Source organism: uncultured Exiguobacterium sp. (assembly GCF_964277885.1).
Taxonomy (GTDB): Bacteria; Bacillota; Bacilli; order Exiguobacteriales; family Exiguobacteriaceae; genus Exiguobacterium_A.
The window spans coordinates 1,300,223-1,320,262 of the sequence record NZ_CAXYJR010000005.1; the positions used below are offsets into that span (position 1 = coordinate 1,300,223).

Here is a 20,040-nt window from a genome sequence, read left to right on the forward strand (position 1 = left end):
AAAAAACGAACAGGCACGTCTGCTTACTTGCGGACGTGCCTGTTCGTTTTATTCTACTTCCGTTCGTTCAATCGTGACGACACCTGGCGGACGATGCGGGAAGGTCAATGCCAGACCGGCAAAGCGACAAATGTCATCTTCGTTTGGTGCCCGGTGCACCCAATCAATTGTCTCTTGTCTTGCTAGCGCGTGGCGGATACGATTATCGGCTTGTGTACGCGAGATGCCGCGGCAATCGACGTTCGTGATATACGTCGCTTCGTCCGACTCGATCTGTTGCCATATCCCAAGGATCAGTTGACCAATCGGACTGACGGATTGACCATCCGGTTCTTCACTACTGACGGCATCATCGAGCATTTCGATGACAGCGTCACAAGTCTCACCGGAGGCAAGCAATCGCGTCGAACCTTGTTGTAGAATCCGGTATCGCGTCAAGCCGTTCTCGAGCCACAAGCGCTGTGCGAATGGATTGACCGGAACACCGTGGAAAAATGTCTGCGTCCCGCGCCAAGCAAAACCAAATGATGGGTCGTACGCCCGAATCGTCGCCGTTGCCCGCTCGTGAAACGCAGCAATCGTCTGTCGTTCGGTTTCGAGCAGGCTCCGGATAGCATGGTCGTCCTCAAGCGGTGCCAACAGGGGTGTCATCGTGAACAGTTCCGATTCCGGTAACCGGTGCGGCGCAAGAATCGTTCCATCGAATCGATAATCGTTCGCCGGACGTCCGGTACGTCCGACAGACAAACGCCACGTCCGATCTTCCGGCATGAAGGCGTAACTTTGATGGGCAAAAGGTGGTGCGACGAACAGTCCCGGAAACGGATCAAACGTCTCGACTCGGAGGACGTCACCGTCATACCAGCACTCTTCGATCAGACGGACGAGCCGACCGGCAGGTGCGTTGCGATCGGTCAGGTAACGACCTGTATTCGCGTGAAATCCGAGCAGGAACTCGCGATCTTCTTCTTGGAACGTCACCATTAAGAGTTGGAACAACGAAGCAATCTGCTGCTCGACGAGTTGCGGCTCCTCCTCCGTCTTCGCCTCAAAGGCGACCATCTTCCAGCCGGACCGCTCATACAGATGGATCGTCACCGGAAAGAACAGGAAAGCACCATGTGTCGCTTCGATCTTGACCATGTCCTGCGATGCTAAGCGTTCCGTCAACAAGGAAAAGCCCATTCGTTCGAAATGATCTTGCAGTCGTCGTTTCCAATGTGTGAACTCCACGCAACCATCCCCCTCTCGCGAATTACGCGCCGCGTTTTCGTAACGGATTCTTCGACCAGTAGATATAGAGACCGACGAGTCCCGCAATGCCAATGATATAGGACGGCAATCCACTAACTTGCATCAAGACGTCCGGTGCCGGGAAGACCGTCACGAGTAGTGCCTTGTAGGTTGAAAATAAAATGAAGCTGATGACGAATTGAATCCAAACCCGCGGCTTGACTTGTTTAAGCTTCGGTGCCGTGATGACTTGGGACATCGCGTCGATCAAGAACAAGGAGATTATCGAGAAAAACAAGTAATCGATTAAGGCGAATTGGAACAGTCCGTCAATTCCTTCGATGAAGAGAAACATCAGGATCGACGAGACGTAGTTGCGTGTCCAGCGTTTCTGCGTCTCCATCCGGTGCCGCTGCGGTAACTCGGCAATCATCTGATCGAGACGTGCCTCGACGGATAGACCATGAACCTCTTCGAATGGTCGTTGTTTCCGTTGGGCTTCGTAGATGTCTGCCCGCAGACGGTCTTCGATCTCCGTCCGGTCCGGTTCTGCGACATTCAGATTCAATCGTGGTAAAACGGTTTCTAATAGACGTGTGTTAGCTTTCGTTAATTTCAATCGATTTCCCCCTTTTTCATGTTTAAGTATACTGGGTTTTTGGGAAAAATACGTAGTGGAAGTAAAAGATTGCTTGACGAAACGATGAAGAATGTTCAGAATTATTAAAATATAGTGTCGGAATCAGACAGAAAGGACGTGTCGGACCATGCGTCAAACATTGACGAGCGCCGCCTTGATCACCTTGCTGACAAGTGTGGGCATCGCCTTCCCGTTGGCTGAAGCGAAGCCACCCGTTGACCAAGAACCGGTCGAACTCGATCAGCAACAGCAGCAACCAACTGAAATAGAATGAACACACCCCGCGTTCCTCTTGGAGCGCGGGGTGTGTTATGTATCGCTTGGTTGTGTGACGCGTTCGTCAATTGTGACGGTCCATGTAACGACGGTCGTGCTGTCGCGCACGCCATTCGCTTCAATCGTCGAAAGGAGTTCTTCGACTCCGCCTGATTGTAAGGCTTGACCGATTTGCGTCGCGTCGACATACGGAGCGCCCGGACACTCAAGCAATCCATCCGTCGTCACGAACAATCGGTTGTCCCCCTGCCGCAACTCGCGGACGCCACGCGTATAACTCGGGACCGGTAACGCAAAGGTGTTCGCGCGTCCAATCCATTCATAGAATTGACGCTGGTTCAAGGCGGCTTGTCCCATCTTCATCAACTCCGGGTGAAACAGATACAAGACGACGTCACCGACGGAGAACCACCAGATGAAACGTCCTTTGCGGACGGCGATCAAACAAGCCGTTTCCCCTTGCAACATCGCACACGCCGCTAAAAAGTCCGGATCTTGAAGTAGATCCAGCACGGTCGTCTCGATTCGTCGGAATGCTTCCATAAGTGGTGCATCAAGATCAGTCCGAATGCGTGACTCGTGTTGTGCCAACTGCTGTAAGACAAGTGCCGCACTATCCGCTGTCTTATGAGCGTCTAAGACGACGGTCATCTCCCAATCGTCGCCGATCAAGATGGCAGCCCCGTCTTCGTTTTTATATTGACCGCTTCTTGAGCAGCCTCCGAATCGTCCGAGCGTTACCCGACCAATTTGGTCGATCTGCTGTGTATCGACGAATGGTTCGTCGGATCCGACCCAGTAATAGGATGATTGTGTCGTCTGCATGCTTCACTCTTCCCTTCTTTACGTCTCCCGCAAGTATGGTTGCAAGAATAAGCGTAATCGTTTTTCGTAGTTGCCCGGGTCCATCGTATATGTCTCGTCATGCCCGGCATCGCGAACCGGATACAATTGCTTTAATCCCGTTTTCGCTTGATACAGTTCATACATCATCCGGACCGGGACAAGGTCGTCCTTTAGTCCGTGAATGAACATCGTCGGAACCCGACTCTTCGTTGCTTGGCGAGTCACCGAGACGTCGCCATAAAAGAAATCCTGCTCGCCCTTGTTCCACATGCTTGCGACCGTCAAAGACGGCAATGCCGGGTAACGGATCTGTTCATCCGCGAGTAGGCTGAACCAATCGTCGAGCCGGGCGTAAGCTCCTTCAGCGACGATCGCCCGGACTTGTGTCGGTATGGTCTCTCCAGAAGCGAGTAAGACAGTCGCTGCGCCGACACCGAGTCCGTGATAGACGATTCGTGTATCGTTTCCATTTTCAGCAAGCAAGCGCTTCGTCCATTCCAAGACATCCAGTCGATCGAGCCAACCGTAGTTCCGGACGCCACCGCTTCGATCCTGCCCGCGCCGTTCGATAAGTAAGACATTAAAATCATTCTCATGGTAATAGCGGGCAAGCGCATAAACACCGATCTGTGAAAACATTATCTCATCCGGGACGAGGAGGACTGTCTGTTTACTACCGTCAACCGGAAGATAACGTCCGAAGCGGACGACCCCGTCCTTCGACCATTGCTGTGTCTCGCTTGTCTCTTTAAACCATGTTTCGTCTTTCGTCACTTGTCCGTTTCTCGTCGTCTTCAGAATCGGAGAAGCGTCTGACTGACCAATCAATGTTTCTTGCATCCGGTATCCGTCATAGACGATAAACAGTAGTAGGATCGTAACGAGCAACACGATGCCGATTCCCCATTTGCGCATGCACTTCGCTTCCTTTCCGACAGTGAGTCTTTCCTTATTCGTCGTCGGTTTCAGCTTCCCCTGCTAGCGGCGTTGAAAGGAACGATTGTTTATACCAGCGTTGTAAGGTATCAATATCCGTTCGTTCGAAATAGAGCGCATTGAAGGCGGTATTGCCTCGTAGTTGAATCTCAATTCGGGCAATCTCCTTTGCTTCGAGCCAACGGGAGACAGACCAAGTCAACTCCTCGATCTTCAGTCGTGGTGTGTAGACGGTCTCTTTTTGGACCCATTGTTTACGTAACATCAAGAGATCGTGTCCGGTGCCGAATCGTGTTTTTCGATAGCCGCTGCGGACAGCGAAGTAGTAGACCGGTAACCAAAGGAACAAAAGCAAAATCAAGAAACGCCACGAGGAATCAAGAACGATGATGACGACACTACTCAGTGCAGTAAACAACAGTGTATAACCGAGCAACGGCCAACGAACCCGGTAGCGGAAGCCGCTCGGTGCGACTTCATGTTGCGGACTGAACTGGCGAAAGCGTGGCAGATACGTCGTAAGGAACGCATCGACCTCGTTCGTTCGGATGAATGGGTGCAGTAGGAGTCGCTCCTTCTCGCCTGTTGCCGAAATGATATGCAAAGACAGGCTCGCCCGACCGATCAACCGCTGAATCCAGCTTTCCTGAATGACGAGCGCTTGAATCTTATCAGCATGGAACGCCACCTCGGTTCGGTTTAACATCCCGTATCCGATCAACAATCGCCGGTCTTGCAAAACGGCACGATACGAACCGTACTTCAAAATATAGACGATGATTGAACCGATATAAACGACTAGCAGGACAAGGAGTCCAAGTGTCGTTAAGACGAGTAAGGAAAAATGCGACAGTTCCTGAAACAAACGATTGATGTATCGATCGATGAACCGGTCGACGAACTGATAGGCAGTCCAGATACCGACGAGTGCTAGTCCGACGCGTCCCGATAAGGCTCCGGCTAAAGCTAAATCGCGGATGGGAATCGTATAGGCGACTTCCTTCTGTTGCTCCTCGGTGATCTGCTCCTCATTTTTGATCGACGACTTCAGCTGTTTCGCGAAATCAAGCCGGATTCCTTTTAGTTCGACTTCCGGTGATCCACTCTCAGACGACGTTTCGACAGTCAACGTCGCAAGACGCAGTAGTCGTTCGATGACGTTTTGTTGGATGCCGATTGACTCGATCCGTTTGCGTTGCGTCGTCCGCTCACTTTTTTGGAAAATCCCTTTGCGGACGCGAATCGTCTCGGTATCGATCGTGAACGTATAGAAATACCAGGAAGCGATCCCGTATAAAAGAACGAATAGAATGCCGACACTAACACCGATCCATGTATAGGTGTTGATCTCGCCTTTGCGGATCGCGTTTAAAATCAAAGCGGCGAACGGAATCAGGAGGGAACGGATGATTGAGATACTCGACATGACGATAAACAGCGGGTGGACGCGCCGTGTCATAATGATTCCTCCTCCCGCTCCTCGAGTTTCGCGAAGCGTTCGACTTGTATTCGCAGTTCCTCCCCTTGCGCACGATCGAGTCGTGTCAACGTGACGAAGCCGGAAGCAGTCCGGATATCGAGTGTGATCAAATCATAGCGACGCAGGATCGGTCCCGTTTGACTATCAATCAATTGTACCTTGACGAGGGGTACGGTGACTTCTCGACGGAAAAAGATGCCGTGGCGGACGACGAGAAATTCCTCATCGATGCGATAACGCATATACTTCAAACGAAGAACGGGTATGTAGACGATACGGGGAATGAAATAGATCAGCCAAAGCAGACCGACGACGCCCATCCACCAGGGTGTCAGGTCGAGCCACATCACTTGGGTGATCGTCGTTCCGATCAAAATGACGGCGATCAATGCGTGTAACGGCAACAACCCGAGCCGTTCTGCGCGAATCGATCGCTCTGGCAATGCATGCCATTGTACAGTAGACATCAAAAAACACTTCCTTTCGTTTCCATTTACGGTTAAATACGTCGCTTGGTTTCAGACAGCGGTTGACATTTTGTTTGATTTCATCGCATATATAGAAGTGAAGAACTGTAACACCAAGGAGGAACCATGTTAACTTTTGAAGAAAAACTACGAATCATTGAGACCTTCCCACAACTCGTCCGAAAAGATGTCTCACTGAAGCGCGTCAATTTCCAATTCCCGGACAGTCAGTATGAGAAGAAGAATCTCGTCTATCATTTGCATCCGAACGGAAACGGCTTCGTTTATGCCGCTGGTTTGCCGGGTTATGAAACGGACGAAAAAGGGTTCGTCAACATCCGTGAATTCTCAGAACCTGCTTTAATCCTTTTATTAGAAGATGCAATCAAAGCACTCTCGACGGTCCAATCGGTCGAAACACTCGAAGAAACATGGGTCAACGATAACCAGTTCGAATTGACGTTACTCAATGAAGATATCGACACGTGGCTCGTCTATGCTGGTGACCTTTTAGATGGTGCATTCAACTCGTATAAGGAAGCAGCGAACTATCTTGAAGAAGAAGGCTTCCGCCGTAAATAAGACAATGAGCGATCCGGTTAATCCGGGTCGCTCATTTTCATGACCAGCCGATTCAGTGCCGCTTTGACGACTTGAAGATCTTCTTCATCGACGTCGAGTGTTCGGACGAGATCAAGCGGAACAGTCTCTGCTTGTTTCCGTAACGCTCGGCCGGCATCCGTCAAAAAGATTTGGATGTGCCGTTCATCTTCCGGCTTACGGACACGTCGCAACAAATCTGCTGCTTCAAGTTTCTTCAGTAATGGCGTCAGTGTTCCCGAATCGAGGTGGAGACGTTCGCCGATGGCTTTAAGCGACTGTCCCTCCTCTTCCCAGACGACGAGCATGACGAGATATTGCGGATACGTCAAACCGAGTGGTTCAAGTAATGGACGGTAACGACGCGTGATTTCACGCGAAATCGCATAGAACGGAAAACAGAGTTGTTCGTCTAACGCTAACGGGTTCATAAAAAAATTCCTCCTATCGTGAGCAAACGAGTTGCATTTCGATTTAAATTGTATACAATCTAATTGTAAGCTACTTATTTGAATTCAACAACGAAAGGGAGTTACACACATGAAACCAATGTTCACATCATCTGCAACAGCTGTCGGAGGTCGCGACGGACGCGTCGTATCGGAGGACGGAATCCTTGACGTCGCTCTCGCAATGCCGGTACCAGGATCGAAAAAACAAGCAACAAACCCAGAACAACTCTTTGCTGCAGGATATTCTGCTTGCTTCGACTCTGCTTTAAACATGGTCGCTCGTAAACAAGGCATCAAACATGATGGCAGTGAAGTCACAGCACACGTGACATTAAACGAAGCAGCTGACGGATTCATGCTTTCTGTCGAACTCGATGTTCTCGTCCGCGGAATCTCGGAAGAAGCAGCAGCTGAACTCGCGAAAGTCGCGCATACAGTCTGCCCTTACTCACGTGCAACTGCTGGAAACATCCAAGTCGACGTCTACACACGTACGACTGACGCAGAATAAGTGTAGCATTTATAGCCAGCCTGAGGTTTACTCTTGGCTGGTTTTTATTTTTTATGATTAATTTGGTAGTTGAAATAATTATGTTTTTTTAATGATGAACGGTTGCTCTCACGAAAAGAACAACCGTTCTTTTTTCATAGTTGATGAACCGATAAGATGACGAGCTCCCCAGACACGGTGACATAATAAGCATCCTCAAAACGATACCGTTCATTGTGTTCTGCGTCATAAACTGTGACCATTGGTTCCGCGTCTTCTCCAATCGCTTCGTGTAGATAAAAACGTCCACGTAAGACACGTTCGAATGGTTCCTTATCGAGGAATCGGGCACCGTTGCGTAAGTTGATTACTTCATGATGGTGTTCGGACCGGTCATTGACGATGAAGATCGTCGACTCGACGTCATCATAGGTAAAATCAAGCGGTTCATAGTCACTCCACTGAATCCGAGCAACCTCTTCGACACTCGCTTCCGTGTCAATCCGGTAAAAAATTTCTTCGTTCAAACGATCGGTATAGGCACTGAATATGAGATGCCCTTCTTGTTCTCCGAGATACTGGACGGTATCCCCTTCCCCTTCTAACTTCAACAAGGTTGCGAACGATAAGTGCTCAACACCCCGTTCGATCTCTTCAATCAAAGTCGGCAGTGGGGCAATCAAGAGACTTTCCGAGTGGTCGATCGGATCTTCTGGTGAGATGACACCACTCTCAAGAGCGTCATAAAACGAGAACTCATCAAGCCGTGCGTTACAGACGATGTACTCTTTCTCTTCAAGCGTCACGAGAAAGAAATAGAGTTCTCGGTAATTCTCCGTCATCCCGTAGAGCCGTGGATCACGAATCGTTTGTCGCGATTCGTCCTTGACGTCATACAGAAACGCAGACGTTGTTTCCGTCGTCTGTAAAAATACAAGATAGTTCTCATTGAGCACCCAGTAGAGGGTCAAATCTCCTTCAACATAAAACGACGCAATCTGCTCCCGTTTACCGGACAAGAGATCGATCACGAGCACTTCCGTCTCCCCGCCCTGTTCTTGCGTATGTTCGTTCAAGCAATAGACTCTTCCGTTCCGTACGAACGGTCGGGTTGGTCCATGATCCGTCAAAACCTGTGGCGTCAGATCGACTTGTTCTTGATCTTCAAGATCATACCGGCTGATGTGGTAACGGGCGTCATCAATACGACGTCGAAAATAGATCGACGATGGTGTGACATGCAAGACATCCATATGATCGGCGGGTAAAGCACGGGCATCCACTATTTCCATGATTAATCTCCTCCCGGACACGTACTACTTGTCTTTTTCCCACGAATCGTATTGCTTCAAACAGGGTCTTGCTGTGCGTTTAACGAAGCAGAGTGCTACAATATGGCTAGATAACTACAGGATGAGGAAGGTGCGAAACGGTGCAATCACAAGATTTGAATACGATGATGCTTGAATATGTCAACGATAAGGAAGAATACGATGCGTATGCCGACAAGTTGAAGATGCTCCTGTCCGAGCTGCTCGACGCGGCAGGCATCAAATATCACTCGATCGTCGCCCGGACGAAGGACTCCGAGAGTCTATATCAAAAAGTCTTACGACAACCGAACAAATACCGTTCACTTAAGGACGTCCATGACTTAACCGGAATCCGGATCGTCACCTATTTCCATGACGACGTCCGGGAAGCGGCACGTATCATCGAGAATGAGTTCGCGATCGATCGCGATCAATCCGTCGACAAATCGACGTTGCTTGATACGACCGAGTTCGGCTACCTCTCGGTTCACTTCGTCGCATCACTCAGCGATCAGCGACTTGCCTTGAGTGAGTATGGTCGTTTCAAGGACTATACGGCTGAAATCCAAATCCGTTCGATCCTCCAGCACGCGTGGGCAGAGATCGAGCATGACCTCGGATATAAAAATCCAAACAGTGTTCCAGCAGAAGTCCGGCGTAGTTTCAGTCGGGTGGCAGGATTACTCGAGATCGCCGATCAGGAATTCGTCAACATTAAGAAACAATTGAAACAATTCGAAGACGAGACCGTCCAGCAAATCTTGTCTGATCCGCATCAAGTCCGGATCACAGCAGATAACTTGAACTACTTCATCGATCACTCCCCGGTCATCAACGAACTCGACAAACGACTCGTCACGTCACAGATGATGCTCGATTCCGATCAACAACTGATCAACGAACTCATCCGCATGTTCCATTATGTCGATATCCGGACGTACGGGGAACTGATCGAAGCGGTCTCGACACACAGTCCGCTCGCCTTACGTTGTGCGAAGGTCATGCCGAATCCATTCCTGCCCCGTCAAGGAATCGGAATCGCCTATATTTGTATGGCATTGACGATCGCTGGCGAGGACACACACCGAATCGACTACTTCTTCCGCCGTTTCTATCCGGAGTTACGCAACGTCGAAGAAATCGTCGCCCAAGTCGCCCGCGTTGTCGAAACAGATGATTCAAGAGAAAAATATTGATTAAACTAAAATTTTTCACTATACTAAATCACGAGTGAAAGAAACTACGGTATAGAAAGAGTGAAGGATACATGGCAACTACACTAGAAGTAGCACAACGCGATCAGTTGATCGTTGATACAGAAAAAGGATTACGGATGAATTACCGCGCGATCAAGAAGGACGTGCGTAGCATGTTCACGACGTACTTGACACGCAATGAGTTCTTTATCTTGAAGTCCCTTTGTGCGAACAGTCCGCAAATCGCCTCTGCCCTCTCGCAAGAGTTCCAATTCTCAGCGAGCATGATCACGGCATTAGCAGACGAGTTGACGAAAAAAGAGTTGATCTCGCGTGAGCGGAGTGAACTCGATCGTCGTGTCGTCGAACTCCGTGCCACACCAAAAGGTATCGAGCTCTACGAAAAACTCGAATCGATGAAGATGGATTATCTCGCAGACGTCTTCGAGGATTTCTCGGATCAGGAACTAGAACTGTTCCGGACGCTCTTGACGAAGCTTGAAAAAACAGTCTAAGCTGTTCAATCGAACGGATCCGGTCAGGACGATCGGGTCCGTTTTTTAATGCATGCAAAAGGAGGAAACGATATGTTTGATTTTGAATCGGTGCAACACTTACGGCAGACGGGGCAATATGAAGCAGCAAAGGCAGTCGTTCGTCATTATGTCGAGATGGCACCTAACGACCCGACCGTTCTCTATCAGATGGCATGGTGTCATGATAGTCTCGGTGAGGAGCACGCTGCAGTTCCTTATTATGAACAAGCCCTAGCGCTCGGTCTTGCCGGTGAGGACCGCTTGCAGGCATATGTCGGACTCGGCAGTACATATCGCGTCATCGGTCAGTTCGAAGCAGCGTCAGACGTGTTCCACCGCGCATTGCTTGAATTCCCGGAAGTTCACGCCCTGCAAGCCTTCCTCGCGATGACGGAGTACAATCTCGGTCAAGCCGATCAGGCTGTCGGTCGGTTGCTAAAGAGTCTTGCTACGACGTCGTCGGACGCCTCGATCCAGACATTTGACCGGGCAATCCGTTATTATGCCGATCATTTGGACGAGATCGTCAAAGAATGAACAGCAACGGTTGACGAGTGCTCGTTTTGCACAGCATAATGTAACAGCCAAGCGGACTCGCTTTTGGCAGGAAAGGAAGTTAATGATGTCATCAAAAAAAGTATGGACCGTAGAAGGTTACGAAGAGCAAGGGCAAGAAAAACATGGCAAGGCAAGTAAGTCAGAGACATATACGAATGAAACCGATGCTAAGAAAGCCGCTAAAAAGATGGCGGATCAGAATGATCATCTCGACGTCTACGTCATTTATACGAGTACGGTAAACGGTAAGACAGAAGAACAATTCTTCAATTCGAACGGCAAGTATAGTGAAGAAGGCTTCGAGTGGTAATCCGCGTTTTCATTTAATGATTCACAAAAAGCAACGGGTTCGTTTCTCTTCGAGTGAGAGACGGACCCGTTGCTTTTGGTGATGACTTCTTTACGTCTCGTACCAAAGCGGCATTTCACGCTGAAATCCATCGTGGTCCCGAATGATTCGCTGAACGCGTCGTTGCATCGCCTCCAACCCGTCTGCATCGAAACGCTTCGCCCAGACGATTGCCGAAAAGACGACCATCGCCATGTAAAGACTATACATTCGCCAAAAGTCGGACGGTACATCGTTCTCGAAATACCCTTCGATCATGTGACGGACAAATACTGGACTCGTCTCGACCTGAAACAGACCACATTTAACGAAATCATGCCACGGATCGCCATAATCATGATTCCCGTAATCAAGGAAGGCGGAAAGATGCCCATCCTCGACAAGGAGATTATCGAGATGAACATCATCATGTTGCAACCGGTTCGGACGTGTCTGAAGTAACGGAATCCGCTCGCTAATGAATCGATCAAGACGCTCGATCCACATTGGCTCAAGCAACCCATCAATCGCTGCGCGGTAGCGGTCATGTTTCGCCTGGCAACGTTCGCTCCAAGACGTCATCACGCTGGGAGCAGGTACCTCATGGATATGTTTCAATGCTTTTCCTGTCTCCTGACCGAGTCGGGCTGCTAATTCCGGCGACTCGAGAAGCACACTTTGGACGGGTTGTCCGGGTAGGAACGGATAGATGCCGTACGCGGTCGTTGCAGTCCGCCCGGTCGCAAGCGGTAAGGCATGAGCAATCCCCTGTTGTTCTGGGATCACCAAGGTTGCCTCTCGTTCATATTGAAGATTTGACGGGTTCGTCACGACCTTGACGATGTAGTGTGTTGTTGTCGTCTTGACGGACCAGACGGCTTGATGCGAGCGTCCGGCAAGACGTTTAACGCTATCAATACCGATTAGTAACGGATGATCAGGTAGCATAAAGACTCCTTTCTGACATCAAAAAGAGGACGCATCTTGCGTCCTCTTTGTCATGCCTGTGGAATGTAGACAGCAATGATCTCAAGCAGATCAGCATACGCCGTCTCAAAATCGATGTTTTCAATCATATAATCGTAGTGATCGCGCTCTTTCCACGCCTCCTCGTAATCAACGAGTCGCGCTTCGAACTCCGGTGTATCCCCGCGCATCAATAGTCGTTCCTTCATCAAATCAGGCGGAACCGAGACGAATATCGTGATCACCTGATCTCCAAATAGACGCTTGAAGTTCGCCGCCCCTTTTGGATCAATATCCTTGATGACGATTTGATCCTGTTCGAGGACATCGATATACGCTTGACGCGGTGTTCCGTACCACGCCCGGTGGACATGCGCGTATTCGATGAAGCCGTCGTCTTGGATCAGTTGCTGGAACGTCTTGACGTCGACGAAGTGATAACTTGCTCCATCAATCTCCGTCGGACGTTTCGGTCGGGTCGTCACGGACGGGATGAACCGGACATGTGCATATTCCGTCCGTAGACGTTTGATCAGGGAAGACTTTCCGCTGCCCGATCCACCAATCAAGAGAATGATTTTACCTGACATCGTTTTCCCCCTGTTGTTGTGTCGTGAAGTAACCCGTAAAACGGAGTGCGAATTGTTCGAGTTCACTATCGACGACCGTCCCGTATATCGGTCGGATGACGATTAAATAACGCTCATACGAGATGATTCGGGACGTCTCGTTTCGCGTCATCTGGACTTGGGCTTCCGGATAACTCTCGACGTAGTACCAATCAACCGCAATCCGTTCATTGGACGGTGTCTCATAGATCCAGGTCACCGTCGTTCCATTCGCAGGAAGGGTGCTTTTCAAGGTGAAGCGTTGAATCTGCTTCAATTCCCGTTTCGCTGACGCAAGTCCTGCTTGATAATCCGCAGGACGCATCGGTGTCGTCGTCACTTGCTTCGGTTTTGGTTCCGGCAAGCGGGCAAAGCCAAGCTGGAGACCGACGAATAAAGCAACGAGCGACAAACTGATGACGAATACGTATTCCTTGCGCATCCCTTCCTCCTCCTCATCCTTCGAGTGTATCGCGCATTCCTTTTGGATCATTGACGATGACAGCGTCGACACCGATCGCTTGCATCTGACGGACATCGTCGACCGTCTTCGGAGTGTAGACTCGGACCGTGACGTCTTGCGCGTGAGCGAACGCGACGTCCGCCTCCGTCACGCGTCGGTAATCGGGATGGATCCCGGTCGCTCCGATCCGGAGGGCCTGTTCTTCCGGATGATAAATCGGATATGGATACAGAATCGCCGTCTCGATGCGTGGATCGAGCTTGCGGATCAAGGCAACCGAATAATGGTTGAACGAACTGAATAACAGACGGTCGGTTGCGATGCCGTGCGCGGCGCAACGTTCAAGAACATATGCTTCAAGCCCGTCATAGCGGATCGTATCCGTCTTCAGCTCGATGTTGAGCCGTAGCGTCGCTGGTGCGAGGATTTCTAGCACTTCGTCAAGCGTCGGAATCTTCGTCTCGATCGGTTCCCCTTTGAAACGTGCTCCGGCATCCAGTGCCTGAAGTTCAGCGACCGTCATGTCAATCACACGTCCTGTCCCGTTCGTCGTCCGGTTGACGGTCTCATCGTGAATGATGACACCGACACCGTCCTTTGAGAAATGGACATCGAACTCGACCCCATCAACGTCGTCTTCGATCGCAGCAGCGATGGCTTCGAGCGTGTTCTCCGGAAAACGGTCACTGACACCGCGGTGTGCGAACCATAACATCAGAGTGCCTCGACGACACGCGTGTATTTCTTCGTCAAGTAGTTGACGAGCGGTGTGACTGAGATCGATTGACCCGTTGCTGCTTCGATCAATTCAGCCGGTGTCTTCGATTTCCCGTGACGGTGGATGTTTTCTTTCAGCCAGCCTTTGATCGGGGCAAGTGTTCCGGCTGCGATTAGACCATCGACGTTGTCGACGTCACGACGAAGTGCTTCGTTCAGCTGTGCCGCATAAACGAGACCGAGCGCGTAACTTGGGAAGTAACCGAACGAGCCACCTGACCAATGGACATCTTGTAAGACCCCTTTAGCGTCACTCGGCACATCCACACCGAGATACTCTTTATAGAGACGGTTCCATTCTTGCGGGAGATCCTTGACTTCAAGTTCTTTCGTCATCAGACGCTTTTCCAGCTCATAGCGGATGATGATATGAAGGGCATACGTCAATTCATCGGCTTCAATCCGAATCAGTGACGGCTTGACTTCATTGACTGCGGCATAGAAACGTTCGAACGGGACGTCAGCCAGTGATGGGATTGCTTGTTGTAAACCATGATACCGTGCTTCAAGGAAACCTTGGTTACGTCCGATGAAGTTCTCAAAGAACAGTGATTGTGATTCGTGGATCCCCATCGATGCGCCGTCACCAAGACCGAGTGAATCGAGTTCCGGTTCGATGCCTTGCTCATATGTCGCGTGTCCGGCTTCGTGCATCGTGCCAAAAACCGAGTTCCGGTAGTCGTTCTCATCGTATTTCGTCGTGATGCGTGCGTCCTTCCGGTTGATCGTCGTCTGGAACGGATGGACCGTCTCATCCAAACGACCAGATGTGAAGTCGTAACCGATATCGCGTAACCATTCTTGGTTCAAGGCGATCTGTGTCTCGCGGTCCGCGGACCAGTCAAGCGTCGGGAAGTCTTTTCCTTCGAGTTGACCGAGCAGACCGATGATCGCTTGGCGGAGTTCTGCGAACAATGGATCAAGTGTCGCAACCGTCATCCCCGGCTCATAATCATGGAGAAGTGCGTCATATGGGTGCGCGTCATAGCCCCAGTACTCGACGAATTGGCGTTCCATCGCGACGATTTTCTCGAGATATGGTTCGAACATCGACCAATCGTTCGCGTCCTTCGCCTTCTCCCAGACGCTCTCCGCTTCTGAGATCAACGTGATGAACGTTTGGTACTCGGCTTCTGGAATCTTTGAATCACGATCGAAGGCTTCTTTTGCTTTTGCGAACGAAATCGCTTCGATACCCGTCAGCGTCTCTTGCTCCATTGCTGCCAATAATTGTTGATATGTTTCGCCTGTCCGGCGACGGAAGCTCTCTGTCGAGAGGAATCCGATCGACGCGGAACGGTTCGCTGCGCCTTGATCCGGCATGTATGTCCGCATATCCCAATAAAGTAATGCGACGGCTTCTTCGTATGCGCGAAGACCATCGAAATGGTCGCGCCATTGTTGTGTTGTTGACATGATTATAGACCCCCTTGAAGTATGTAACGGTGTAGCATTTTTAGCATATCACATAATGTTCAAAACTTTCACACACAAGTGATTTTTGAAACTTTTCCTGTCAGATGAGCGTATAATGAACATAAGATCAAAGAGAGCGAAAGGAAGTGGCAACTTTGAAGACAGACGCTGAGTTAGCCGAGTTGATTCAGTTGAAGGAGGGATCGGTCTGTACGATCGAGTATCTCCCAGAAGAGCTGGACTGGATTGGTACTGGTCGTAGTGCCTATGTGTTCCGGATTCGTGATACCGATCGCGTCATCAAGAAATTCTATCCGTCATTGCGTCCTCTCGCTGAGTTAGAAGGCAGTATTTATGAACAACTGACGACGTTTTCGACATATGCGAAGATGTTCGCTTATGGTTCCGATTATATCGTGCTCGAATACATCGAGGGACAGACGTTGTTCGAATGCCTTGTCAGCGGAACCTATATCCCGGAATCCGTCTTGACGACGGTCGATGCAGCGCTAGCAGACGCACGCGCCGTTGGACTCAATCCGTCAGACATTCATCTACGCAATATCCTTTTGACGGCAAACGGAACCCGCATCATCGATGTCGCTCGATTTCGTCAAACGGAACCGTGTACACAATGGGATGATTTAAAGAAGGCGTATCACTATGTATATGTAAAACCGTTCTTCCCGAAAAAGTTGAGTGAGACGTTCCTCAATACGATTGCTGACGTCTATAAAGGACGCTTATTCGAATCGATCCGAAAAACTGGTTAACGTAAAACGCGATGCGCCTCTTTGTGAGGAAACATCGCGTTTTTTCGTTGGTTATTGGACGACGAATGAGACAGCCTCCGCAAAGCGAAACGTATTCTTACCGGCTCCTTTTGCGGCATATAGCGCATGATCCGCCTGTTGAATGATTGATTTAAGCTCAACGGTTTCATCATCGAACAGCACAATCCCGATACTGGTCGAGACAGCATATGGCGTCTGCCATGTTCCAAGTTGTTGTAAAATCTGCTGCGCAATCCCTTCGTACTCCCATCGTGTCATCTGTTGAGTGAAGCGAATCAAGAACTCGTCTCCCCCGATCCGGACAGAAAACGCGTCATCATGCGCGCGTGTACAGTCTTGTAACCGTTTTGCGACATCGATCAAGACTTGGTCGCCGGTCTCATGTCCATACACGTCATTCACTTGCTTGAATCCGTCGAGATCAAGATAAAACAACGCACCGGAATGTTGCTGTTCTATATCCCAATGCCTCGTCAAATAACGTCGGTTATACAATTTTGTTAGCGTGTCCTTCCAAGCAAACTGTTCGAGCTCTAAGTAATACGAGAACAGTTTTGCGATCCGTTGGAGAAGTTGAATGCTCTTCTCCTCGAACTGACTTGCTTCATCATGGACAGCGCACAACGTACCAAAGGTTTGACCATTCGTTAAGCTGATCGGAATCCCGAGATAGGACTCGATCTGTAACGCTTTTAATGTGTCCTGTATATCTTCTAAGCGCTCGTCATCGCTGACGGATTCATACCAGATGGGCTCGTTCTGTTCAAAATTGATGTGACGACATAGTGTCTGTTCCATCTCGAACACTTGTCCTGCCCGAATCTCGATTCGTCGATGATTGTTCGAGAGCCGTAAAATCATTTGTTGGTCTTCTTCGATTGTCGTTAAATACAACAATTGATCAGGTAGAATCTCTTTCGCTAATTCCAATACATCATCTGCCAGTTCGTCAAAATTTCGATACAATGTCATTTCTTGCAACGTATCACACCTCATTTGTTATGTAAGTCATATGTTTCACGAAGCAACCCATAGATCGCACAATCCTTATACTCCCCTGCCGCGTTGCGGATCATCGCCCGTACCGTTCCTTCTTGAATCATGCCGACCTTCTGCATGATCCGTCCGGAAGCTGGATTGTCGATATTATGGGCGGCAGAAATCTTATGGATCTGCATCTCTTGAAAACCGAAGGCAAGGACGGCAGCTAACGCCTCACTACCGTATCCGTTGTTCCACCAGTCGAATCCGATGCAATAGCCGACCTCACAGTGATCCGTCGCCGCATCAAAAGCGAATAGATCGATGACACCGATCAACGTCCCACTTCGCTTTTCTTCCATCCCCCAGTAGCAAAAGGTGTCCTCTTCGTAGGAAGAAAGGATTTCCATAGCGCGTGCCTTCGTTTGCGCCATCGTATCGTGTGGTCCCTTGATCAAATGGCGCATGACACGATCGTCCGATAACCAGTTCTGAAACATAGCTTCTGTGTCAGCCAGTTGGATCTTCCGTAATCGTAGTCGTTCAGTCTGTAATGCTGGACTTCCTTGAAATTGAATCATAATAATTCCTTTCTCAATTAGGTATTTGAAATAAAATCATTTCGAATAAACAAGTCGAAAGACGATCATACTGGCGACGGCTAAGAGACGTTCGTTCGTATTACAGTCAAAGACGAGTTGCGCCCCGTGCCGTGACCCCGACGCGATGCAATCTCCGTTTTGATAAACGTTGATCGTTCTCGTGACTGTCGAGGACCGAATCTGATACTCCTGACCGGCATACGAGACGAGCAAGACTTCTTTCAGCTGCAGTTGCTGACGAAGTGCCGCATCGGTGCGAATCGTTCCGATATCGCGTCCGTCTTTACGTATCACAAAATGTGTCGTATTACGGAGCCACTCTGTTTTCGTCTCTTTAATTTGTAATTGTTCCCCGTCTCCTTCGAACGTTACGTCGAGAAAAAATGATTCGAACTTTTCGAAGCGCGCAAGGATTGCCTGCCACCACGTGGCATAACGTCGTGAGAACGTTAGCCATCGTTCATGCGCGAGAAAGACCGTATTCGTCTTTCGGCTCGCCCGGTCCGCTAAGCGAACGGATACTCCCTCTTCTACTCCCCGATAACGTAAATCGCGCCGGATTTGCCACCATTCGACTCCACCGATCACGAAAGCGACGCCCGTTAAACCGAGTAATCCATACAACTCACGTGGGGCGAGTTCCCCTGTCGTCAGATAATGTCCAATCAAAGCGAAAAAGCATAAAATAATCAATAGTAGACTCTGAATCATAACCCTTCCACACCTCCCCTTTCATTTTTCCATAAAGCGCCAAAAAAATCCTCCTTTCCTGTAGAAAGGAGGATTAACTTATAGAGTTGCTGCGACTTCTTGTAAGTCATCCGCTGTCTCGGCAATCGCTTCTGCAATCTTACGCATGCCTTCGATCGTTCCGGCGACATCCTTCGTATCGGTCGATAATTCATGAATTTGCCGCGAGACATTGTCGGTTTGTTCCGAAATCCGTGAGAAGGCACGGACGACTTGTTGCATCTCTATCGTCGTCCGGACGACCGCCGTCTCCGTCGTTCCCATCCGCTCTGAGACGACGAGCATCTTTTGCGTGATTTCTTGGGCGATGCGCGACGTCTCAGCTGCCGACTGTTTACTCTCTTCTGCGAGTTTCCGAATTTCTTGCGCAACGACGGTAAACCCGCGCCCCATCTCCCCAGCACGTGCCGCTTCGATCGATGCGTTCAAACTGAGAAGGTTCGTCTGATCAGAAATCGTCGTCACCATTCCAGCGATTCGCTCGATTTCCTGCGACAGACGAGACAGTTCAGCGACTTGTTCGGTCGTCCGCGATAAATCCGCGACAACATCCTGGAAGCGTCGTGTCTCCTCTTCGACAAGAACGACACCTGCTTCTGCCTCACCGACCGCTTCTGTCAACTGGATCGATATCGCGTCGGTCGTCGTCGAGACGTGTTTGGCGTGCCGTTCAATCTCCTGAAAGTTCGCTGACGACTCCTCACTCATCGCAGCAAGTTCTTCGGTCGATTTTTGAACGCCATCCCCGACGTGCCGTTTTGCTGTCGCGATCGCTTGGCGCTCCTCATCGATTTGTTCCTCATACATCGTCATGACGATCTGTTGCTCGAGGTTGAAGAGTTTCCCGGCTGCCCGCATGATCCGGACACGGTCTGCTTCCGGCCAGTCACTGCCATCAATCTTTTCACTGAGGACATTCCAGACTTTCTGAAAGGCAGCGATGTACCATTTATTATGCAACCCAATTTGAACATGCCGTTCAGCAATTCGGCGTCGGGCTTCAATGTAGTCCATCGTCACCTGACCATCGAACATTTGTAAGATGTGCCGAGCGAGAGTACCTTTCAATCGTTCAAGCGTTGAATGCTGTTCAATCAAATGTCGGAGAGACGGAACACGAACCAGTTCCTCATAGAACGCGTCGACCATGCTCGGCATCCAACGGGATACATCTTCGCGGATGACCCGGACAATTTGTAAATCGACTGCTTCTAGTCCGATTAAACGTAATTGTTCATGCAAGGATGTCGGAACATGCAACACGACATGAGCGCGTTCGCCTTCGATGCGCGCATCGAAGGACGTTGATGTTGATTTCGCGAACCATTTCAT

25 protein-coding genes are annotated in these 20,040 nt (G+C 49.8%); 8 read left to right on the top strand and 17 right to left on the bottom strand.

Annotated elements, in window-relative coordinates; all coding sequences use genetic code 11:
- Positions 1-48: 48 nt before the first annotated feature.
- Complete coding sequence (locus tag ACHWTJ_RS08415) at positions 49-1,233, bottom strand: hypothetical protein (RefSeq protein ID WP_294741497.1); 1,185 nt, start codon at positions 1,231-1,233, stop codon at positions 49-51.
- Positions 1,234-1,255: 22 nt separating this feature from the next.
- Positions 1,256-1,852: a DUF1129 family protein gene (locus ACHWTJ_RS08420; RefSeq protein WP_294741499.1), complete on the bottom strand. Its 597-nt coding sequence runs from the start codon at positions 1,850-1,852 to the stop codon at positions 1,256-1,258.
- Positions 1,853-2,000: 148 nt separating this feature from the next.
- Between ACHWTJ_RS08420 and ACHWTJ_RS08425 the strand changes: the two genes are divergently transcribed.
- Entirely contained in the window at positions 2,001-2,147 is a 147-nt protein-coding gene (locus tag ACHWTJ_RS08425) for a hypothetical protein (protein ID WP_294741501.1), read from the top strand.
- 35 nt (positions 2,148-2,182) lie between these two features.
- Here ACHWTJ_RS08425 and ACHWTJ_RS08430 read toward each other — a convergent pair whose 3' ends face one another.
- The 4 genes from ACHWTJ_RS08430 to ACHWTJ_RS08445 are packed head-to-tail and all read right to left on the bottom strand — an operon-like array spanning position 2,183 to position 5,878.
- On the bottom strand, positions 2,183-2,974 hold the full coding sequence (locus tag ACHWTJ_RS08430) for a protein phosphatase 2C domain-containing protein (RefSeq protein WP_394679452.1): 792 nt from the start codon (positions 2,972-2,974) through the stop codon (positions 2,183-2,185).
- Positions 2,975-2,992: 18 nt separating this feature from the next.
- Complete coding sequence (locus tag ACHWTJ_RS08435) at positions 2,993-3,910, bottom strand: alpha/beta hydrolase (RefSeq protein WP_294746279.1); 918 nt, start codon at positions 3,908-3,910, stop codon at positions 2,993-2,995.
- Positions 3,911-3,944: 34 nt separating this feature from the next.
- Positions 3,945-5,390, bottom strand: coding sequence for a PH domain-containing protein (locus ACHWTJ_RS08440; RefSeq protein WP_294749622.1), 1,446 nt, complete (start codon positions 5,388-5,390; stop codon positions 3,945-3,947).
- Positions 5,387-5,878 (bottom strand): PH domain-containing protein, encoded by a 492-nt coding sequence (locus ACHWTJ_RS08445; protein ID WP_294746285.1) that lies wholly within the window; start codon positions 5,876-5,878, stop codon positions 5,387-5,389. The genes ACHWTJ_RS08440 and ACHWTJ_RS08445 overlap by 4 nt, the downstream gene beginning before the upstream one ends.
- Before the next feature lie 126 nt (positions 5,879-6,004).
- Between ACHWTJ_RS08445 and ACHWTJ_RS08450 the strand changes: the two genes are divergently transcribed.
- Positions 6,005-6,460, top strand: coding sequence for a hypothetical protein (locus tag ACHWTJ_RS08450; RefSeq protein WP_023468294.1), 456 nt, complete (start codon positions 6,005-6,007; stop codon positions 6,458-6,460).
- 17 nt (positions 6,461-6,477) lie between these two features.
- On the opposite strand, the gene ACHWTJ_RS08455 is transcribed toward ACHWTJ_RS08450, so the two are convergent.
- A complete protein-coding gene (locus ACHWTJ_RS08455) occupies positions 6,478-6,909 on the bottom strand; it encodes a MarR family winged helix-turn-helix transcriptional regulator (protein ID WP_290758409.1) in 432 nt (143 codons plus the stop codon).
- A 109-nt stretch (positions 6,910-7,018) separates the two neighbouring features.
- Between ACHWTJ_RS08455 and ACHWTJ_RS08460 the strand changes: the two genes are divergently transcribed.
- Positions 7,019-7,441 carry an organic hydroperoxide resistance protein gene (locus ACHWTJ_RS08460; RefSeq protein WP_023468292.1) on the top strand — a complete coding sequence of 141 codons (423 nt, stop codon included), beginning with the start codon at positions 7,019-7,021 and terminating at the stop codon, positions 7,439-7,441.
- A 134-nt stretch (positions 7,442-7,575) separates the two neighbouring features.
- Here the strand turns inward: ACHWTJ_RS08460 and ACHWTJ_RS08465 are convergent, their stop codons facing one another.
- A complete protein-coding gene (locus ACHWTJ_RS08465; protein ID WP_294741516.1) occupies positions 7,576-8,712 on the bottom strand; it encodes a Six-bladed beta-propeller, TolB-like protein in 1,137 nt (378 codons plus the stop codon).
- 140 nt (positions 8,713-8,852) lie between these two features.
- Here ACHWTJ_RS08465 and ACHWTJ_RS08470 point away from each other — a divergent pair, with 140 nt between their 5' ends.
- The 4 genes from ACHWTJ_RS08470 to ACHWTJ_RS08485 all read left to right on the top strand — a co-directional run bounded on the left by ACHWTJ_RS08470 (position 8,853) and on the right by ACHWTJ_RS08485 (position 11,333).
- Positions 8,853-9,929: a GTP pyrophosphokinase family protein gene (locus tag ACHWTJ_RS08470; protein ID WP_294746292.1), complete on the top strand. Its 1,077-nt coding sequence runs from the start codon at positions 8,853-8,855 to the stop codon at positions 9,927-9,929.
- A gap of 71 nt (positions 9,930-10,000) precedes the next feature.
- On the top strand, positions 10,001-10,444 hold the full coding sequence (locus tag ACHWTJ_RS08475; protein WP_053453345.1) for a MarR family winged helix-turn-helix transcriptional regulator: 444 nt from the start codon (positions 10,001-10,003) through the stop codon (positions 10,442-10,444).
- Between the two features lie 72 nt (positions 10,445-10,516).
- Positions 10,517-11,002 carry a tetratricopeptide repeat protein gene (locus tag ACHWTJ_RS08480; protein WP_394679453.1) on the top strand — a complete coding sequence of 162 codons (486 nt, stop codon included), beginning with the start codon at positions 10,517-10,519 and terminating at the stop codon, positions 11,000-11,002.
- 85 nt (positions 11,003-11,087) lie between these two features.
- Positions 11,088-11,333 carry a hypothetical protein gene (locus ACHWTJ_RS08485; protein WP_394679454.1) on the top strand — a complete coding sequence of 82 codons (246 nt, stop codon included), beginning with the start codon at positions 11,088-11,090 and terminating at the stop codon, positions 11,331-11,333.
- A 90-nt stretch (positions 11,334-11,423) separates the two neighbouring features.
- On the opposite strand, the gene ACHWTJ_RS08490 is transcribed toward ACHWTJ_RS08485, so the two are convergent.
- From ACHWTJ_RS08490 to ACHWTJ_RS08510, 5 genes are read right to left on the bottom strand one after another with little or no spacing between them, the layout of a single operon-like run.
- The gene (locus ACHWTJ_RS08490; protein WP_294741525.1) at positions 11,424-12,299 is read right to left on the bottom strand and encodes a phosphotransferase family protein; all 876 of its coding nucleotides are present in this window, start codon (positions 12,297-12,299) and stop codon (positions 11,424-11,426) included.
- 50 nt (positions 12,300-12,349) lie between these two features.
- Positions 12,350-12,907: a guanylate kinase gene (locus ACHWTJ_RS08495; protein ID WP_294741527.1), complete on the bottom strand. Its 558-nt coding sequence runs from the start codon at positions 12,905-12,907 to the stop codon at positions 12,350-12,352.
- On the bottom strand, positions 12,897-13,367 hold the full coding sequence (locus ACHWTJ_RS08500; protein ID WP_294741529.1) for a hypothetical protein: 471 nt from the start codon (positions 13,365-13,367) through the stop codon (positions 12,897-12,899). The genes ACHWTJ_RS08495 and ACHWTJ_RS08500 overlap by 11 nt, the downstream gene beginning before the upstream one ends.
- Before the next feature lie 13 nt (positions 13,368-13,380).
- Entirely contained in the window at positions 13,381-14,103 is a 723-nt protein-coding gene (locus ACHWTJ_RS08505; protein WP_294741530.1) for a glycerophosphodiester phosphodiesterase, read from the bottom strand.
- Positions 14,103-15,581 carry a carboxypeptidase M32 gene (locus tag ACHWTJ_RS08510; protein WP_294741532.1) on the bottom strand — a complete coding sequence of 493 codons (1,479 nt, stop codon included), beginning with the start codon at positions 15,579-15,581 and terminating at the stop codon, positions 14,103-14,105. The genes ACHWTJ_RS08505 and ACHWTJ_RS08510 overlap by 1 nt, the downstream gene beginning before the upstream one ends.
- A gap of 146 nt (positions 15,582-15,727) precedes the next feature.
- Here ACHWTJ_RS08510 and ACHWTJ_RS08515 point away from each other — a divergent pair, with 146 nt between their 5' ends.
- Positions 15,728-16,354 carry a lipopolysaccharide core heptose(II) kinase RfaY gene (locus ACHWTJ_RS08515; protein WP_294741534.1) on the top strand — a complete coding sequence of 209 codons (627 nt, stop codon included), beginning with the start codon at positions 15,728-15,730 and terminating at the stop codon, positions 16,352-16,354.
- 51 nt (positions 16,355-16,405) lie between these two features.
- Here ACHWTJ_RS08515 and ACHWTJ_RS08520 read toward each other — a convergent pair whose 3' ends face one another.
- From ACHWTJ_RS08520 to ACHWTJ_RS08535, 4 genes are all read right to left on the bottom strand, one after another.
- Entirely contained in the window at positions 16,406-17,347 is a 942-nt protein-coding gene (locus ACHWTJ_RS08520; protein ID WP_394679831.1) for a diguanylate cyclase domain-containing protein, read from the bottom strand.
- 20 nt (positions 17,348-17,367) lie between these two features.
- Positions 17,368-17,937: a GNAT family N-acetyltransferase gene (locus ACHWTJ_RS08525; protein WP_394679455.1), complete on the bottom strand. Its 570-nt coding sequence runs from the start codon at positions 17,935-17,937 to the stop codon at positions 17,368-17,370.
- A 36-nt stretch (positions 17,938-17,973) separates the two neighbouring features.
- Positions 17,974-18,669: a hypothetical protein gene (locus ACHWTJ_RS08530; RefSeq protein ID WP_394679456.1), complete on the bottom strand. Its 696-nt coding sequence runs from the start codon at positions 18,667-18,669 to the stop codon at positions 17,974-17,976.
- A gap of 78 nt (positions 18,670-18,747) precedes the next feature.
- Positions 18,748-20,040 (bottom strand): protoglobin domain-containing protein, encoded by a 1,293-nt coding sequence (locus tag ACHWTJ_RS08535; RefSeq protein ID WP_394679457.1) that lies wholly within the window; start codon positions 20,038-20,040, stop codon positions 18,748-18,750.

Bases quoted from the DNA above. Each gene is read 5' to 3' on its own strand.
- ACHWTJ_RS08425 (WP_294741501.1), top strand. From the start codon at position 2,001: ATGCGTCAAACATTGACGAGCGCCGCCTTGATCACCTTGCTGACAAGT.
- ACHWTJ_RS08430 (WP_394679452.1), bottom strand. From the start codon at position 2,974: ATGCAGACGACACAATCATCCTATTACTGGGTCGGATCCGACGAACCA.
- ACHWTJ_RS08435 (WP_294746279.1), bottom strand. From the start codon at position 3,910: ATGCGCAAATGGGGAATCGGCATCGTGTTGCTCGTTACGATCCTACTA.
- ACHWTJ_RS08440 (WP_294749622.1), bottom strand. From the start codon at position 5,390: ATGACACGGCGCGTCCACCCGCTGTTTATCGTCATGTCGAGTATCTCA.
- ACHWTJ_RS08445 (WP_294746285.1), bottom strand. From the start codon at position 5,878: ATGTCTACTGTACAATGGCATGCATTGCCAGAGCGATCGATTCGCGCA.
- ACHWTJ_RS08450 (WP_023468294.1), top strand. From the start codon at position 6,005: ATGTTAACTTTTGAAGAAAAACTACGAATCATTGAGACCTTCCCACAA.
- ACHWTJ_RS08455 (WP_290758409.1), bottom strand. From the start codon at position 6,909: ATGAACCCGTTAGCGTTAGACGAACAACTCTGTTTTCCGTTCTATGCG.
- ACHWTJ_RS08460 (WP_023468292.1), top strand. From the start codon at position 7,019: ATGAAACCAATGTTCACATCATCTGCAACAGCTGTCGGAGGTCGCGAC.
- ACHWTJ_RS08465 (WP_294741516.1), bottom strand. From the start codon at position 8,712: ATGGAAATAGTGGATGCCCGTGCTTTACCCGCCGATCATATGGATGTC.
- ACHWTJ_RS08475 (WP_053453345.1), top strand. From the start codon at position 10,001: ATGGCAACTACACTAGAAGTAGCACAACGCGATCAGTTGATCGTTGAT.
- ACHWTJ_RS08480 (WP_394679453.1), top strand. From the start codon at position 10,517: ATGTTTGATTTTGAATCGGTGCAACACTTACGGCAGACGGGGCAATAT.
- ACHWTJ_RS08485 (WP_394679454.1), top strand. From the start codon at position 11,088: ATGTCATCAAAAAAAGTATGGACCGTAGAAGGTTACGAAGAGCAAGGG.
- ACHWTJ_RS08490 (WP_294741525.1), bottom strand. From the start codon at position 12,299: ATGCTACCTGATCATCCGTTACTAATCGGTATTGATAGCGTTAAACGT.
- ACHWTJ_RS08495 (WP_294741527.1), bottom strand. From the start codon at position 12,907: ATGTCAGGTAAAATCATTCTCTTGATTGGTGGATCGGGCAGCGGAAAG.
- ACHWTJ_RS08500 (WP_294741529.1), bottom strand. From the start codon at position 13,367: ATGCGCAAGGAATACGTATTCGTCATCAGTTTGTCGCTCGTTGCTTTA.
- ACHWTJ_RS08505 (WP_294741530.1), bottom strand. From the start codon at position 14,103: ATGTTATGGTTCGCACACCGCGGTGTCAGTGACCGTTTTCCGGAGAAC.
- ACHWTJ_RS08510 (WP_294741532.1), bottom strand. From the start codon at position 15,581: ATGTCAACAACACAACAATGGCGCGACCATTTCGATGGTCTTCGCGCA.
- ACHWTJ_RS08520 (WP_394679831.1), bottom strand. From the start codon at position 17,347: ATGACATTGTATCGAAATTTTGACGAACTGGCAGATGATGTATTGGAA.
- ACHWTJ_RS08525 (WP_394679455.1), bottom strand. From the start codon at position 17,937: ATGATTCAATTTCAAGGAAGTCCAGCATTACAGACTGAACGACTACGA.
- ACHWTJ_RS08530 (WP_394679456.1), bottom strand. From the start codon at position 18,669: ATGATTCAGAGTCTACTATTGATTATTTTATGCTTTTTCGCTTTGATT.
- ACHWTJ_RS08535 (WP_394679457.1), bottom strand. From the start codon at position 20,040: ATGAAATGGTTCGCGAAATCAACATCAACGTCCTTCGATGCGCGCATC.